At 60.7% G+C, this 2,916-nt stretch carries 2 protein-coding genes; both read left to right on the top strand.

The window, feature by feature from the left end; all coding sequences use genetic code 11:
- The first annotated feature begins 58 nt into the window (after positions 1 to 58).
- Complete coding sequence (locus OBACDRAFT_RS07895; RefSeq protein WP_345777634.1) at positions 59 to 967, top strand: ABC transporter permease; 909 nt, start codon at positions 59 to 61, stop codon at positions 965 to 967.
- Positions 968 to 1,046: 79 nt separating this feature from the next.
- The gene (locus OBACDRAFT_RS07900; RefSeq protein WP_043584478.1) at positions 1,047 to 2,810 is read left to right on the top strand and encodes an ABC transporter ATP-binding protein; all 1,764 of its coding nucleotides are present in this window, start codon (positions 1,047 to 1,049) and stop codon (positions 2,808 to 2,810) included.
- Positions 2,811 to 2,916 lie beyond the last annotated feature (106 nt).

A 2,916-nucleotide genomic window follows, 5' to 3' on the forward strand; every position in this document is an offset into this window, starting at 1 on the left:
CTACGAAGACCAAAACCTGCAAGTCGGCAGCAGCCCCCCCCTCGCCGAACTCGCCGTCATGACGCGTCCCGCCGAACCCACGCGCCAACCCGAACTCATCACCATGCGACGCCTCACCGACGACTTCGGCCTCGCCGCCGCCGACCTCGCCCGCCTGCGCTCCGGCGAACGCATCGAAACCGACGGACGCGTATTCACAAACTCACGACGCAGCTTCCTTTTCGGCACCGACATGAATGGCCGCGACCTCCTTGCCCGCGTGCTCTACGGCGGACGCATCTCGCTCATGGTCGGACTCGTCGCCTCGCTCGTTGCCCTCCTCATTGGCGTCACCTACGGAGCCATCGCCGGCTACGCCGGAGGCAAGACCGACCTCGTCATGATGCGCATCGTGGACATCCTCTACGCCCTCCCCTTCACCATTTTCGTCATCCTCCTGCTCGTCTTCCTCAAAGACCCGATGAACACCCTCGACGCCTGGCTGCGCGGCTTTTCGTTTTTTGGCGCGCGACCTTTTGCCCAGTTTCAAGGCGTAGGCAAAATCCTCGTGCTCTTCGCCGCCATCGGTGCGGTGGAATGGCTGACCATGGCGCGCATCGTGCGCGGACAAGTGCTCTCGATCAAAAAAATGGAGTACATCGAAGCCGCCCGCTCGCTCGGTTACGGCCCCGCCCGGATCATCCTGCGCCACGTCGTGCCCAACGTCCTTGGACCCGTCATAGTGTTCACCACGCTGACGATCCCGGCGGTGATGCTGCTGGAATCCTTCCTCAGCTTCCTCGGCCTCGGCGTGGATGCGCCCATGAGTTCGTGGGGCACGCTCATCAAAGACGGCGCGGAAAAAATGGAAGAATTCCCCTGGCTGCTCCTGTTCCCCGGCGTGATATTTTCCCTGACACTCCTCTCGCTCAACTTCCTCGGCGACGGCCTGCGCGACGCCCTCGACGTGCGCGCCGCCAAAGACTGAGAATACAACCCTCAACTTTCACATCCTCACCCTTTTGGGATTTGATCCTTTGTAATTTGGAATTTTTCCTCCCTCCCTTATGGCCTCCGACCTGAGCCGATTTCGTCCCTATCTCCGCTATTTGAAACCGGTAGCCTGGCAATTTGTTGTCGGCATCCTGTGCGGCAGCATCAACGGCATCGCCGGCGGTTTTGCGCTCCCCTACATGATCAAGCACGTGTTGCCGCAGATCTTTGGCGAAGGCGCGGCTGAAGCCACATTTTGGCAACTGGCAATGATCGCAGTCTGGCTGCCCACCGTCCTCACCATTCGCGGACTCAGCGAATACTTTAACGCCTACCTCATCCAATTCTGCGGCACCCGCATCCTCGAACAAGTGCGACTGGAGTTCTTTGCAAAACTGCAACGCCTGCCGCTCTCCTTTTTCCAAGGCCAGCGCAGCGGCGACCTGATCTCGCGCGGCATGTCCGACACCAACCAACTCCAAGTCACCCTCAGCAACGTCGCCAGCGACAGCATCAAGGAACCCGTCACCCTGATTTCGACCATCGGATTCGTGACCTATCTAGGCTTCCAACAACAAGGCGTCATCATGGTGCTCGTCTGCCTCGCCGTGGTGCCCCTGACCGTTTTGCCGATCCGGTATGCAGGCAGAAAAATCGTCCGCCGCGCCAGCCAGCTCCAAAAAGAACTGGGCTCCGTAACCAACGTCCTAAGCGAAAACCTCAGCGCCGCCCGCGAAGTCCGCGCCTTCGGACTTGAGGAACGCGAAACCAAAAACTTTGCCCAAAAAGCCCGCCAGCTGATCACCTTCCAAATGAAGGTCGTCAAATACGACAAAGCCATCGGTCCCGCCGTGGAAATCATCTCCGGCTTCGGCATCTCGCTCACCCTCATTTACGCCTACAAAGTTCACGTCCCCTGGGAAACCTTCGTCGCGCTCATCGCCGCCCTCTACGCCAGCTACAGCCCGATCAAAAAACTCGGAGGTATGAGCAACGCGATCAAACGCGGACTCGCCTCGCTTGACCGCATTGAGGAAGTCCTGCACGAACCCGACACCATTACCGATCCCGTCCCCCCCGCCACGCCCGCCAAAGTCGGACGCCTGCGCGGCGACATCGCATTCGAAGGCGTCAACTTCGCTTACAAAACCGGCGGCGAACTCGTGCTCAACAACATCAACGCCCGCCTCCCCGCCGGCACCGTGTGCGCGCTTGTCGGCCCCAGCGGCGCAGGCAAATCCACCTTTGCCAACCTCGTTCCCCGCTTCTTCGACACCAACTCGGGTCGCGTCACCATCGACGGCATCGACATCCGCGACATGCGCCTCGCCGACCTGCGCCGCAACATCGCCCTCGTATCCCAAGAAGCACTACTGTTCAACGACACCATTTACAACAACCTCCTCCTCAGCCGACCCGACGCCACGCGCGCCGAAGTCGAGCAAGCCGCGCGCAACGCCTACGCGCACGACTTCATCCTCACCCTGCCGCAAGGCTACGAAACCATCGTCGGCGAACGCGGTGCTTCACTCTCCGGCGGACAACGCCAGCGCATCGCCCTCGCCCGCGCTTTCCTCCGCAATGCCCCCATCCTCATACTCGACGAAGCCACCAGCGCCCTCGACAGCGAGAGCGAGGCGGCGATCCAGAAAAGCCTCACCCAGCTCGTCCAAGGCAAAACCGTGCTCATGATTGCGCACCGCTTTTCCACCATCCGCGACGCCACCATGATCCTGCTCTTTGACCAAGGCCGCATCATCGACCGCGGTCCCCACGCCCAACTCTACACCACCAGCCCCCTCTACCGCGCCCTCTACGACCGCCAGAGCACCGCCTGACGCAGCCCATTACCTAAAACGGCAAAGCATCCGATACCTGGTAGGGAGGCCTCTCCGAGGCCTCCGAAACCACGCTCCATCTACCTATGAATTTCGCATTCTCACA

The organism is Geminisphaera colitermitum TAV2 (assembly GCF_000171235.2).
In the GTDB taxonomy this organism is placed as follows: Bacteria; Verrucomicrobiota; Verrucomicrobiia; order Opitutales; family Opitutaceae; genus Geminisphaera; species Geminisphaera colitermitum.

What these genes read in the sequence shown, in the direction of transcription:
- OBACDRAFT_RS07895 (WP_345777634.1), top strand. Translation starts at nt 59, where the DNA reads ATGACGCGTCCCGCCGAACCCACGCGCCAACCCGAACTCATCACCATG.
- OBACDRAFT_RS07900 (WP_043584478.1), top strand. Translation starts at nt 1,047, where the DNA reads ATGGCCTCCGACCTGAGCCGATTTCGTCCCTATCTCCGCTATTTGAAA.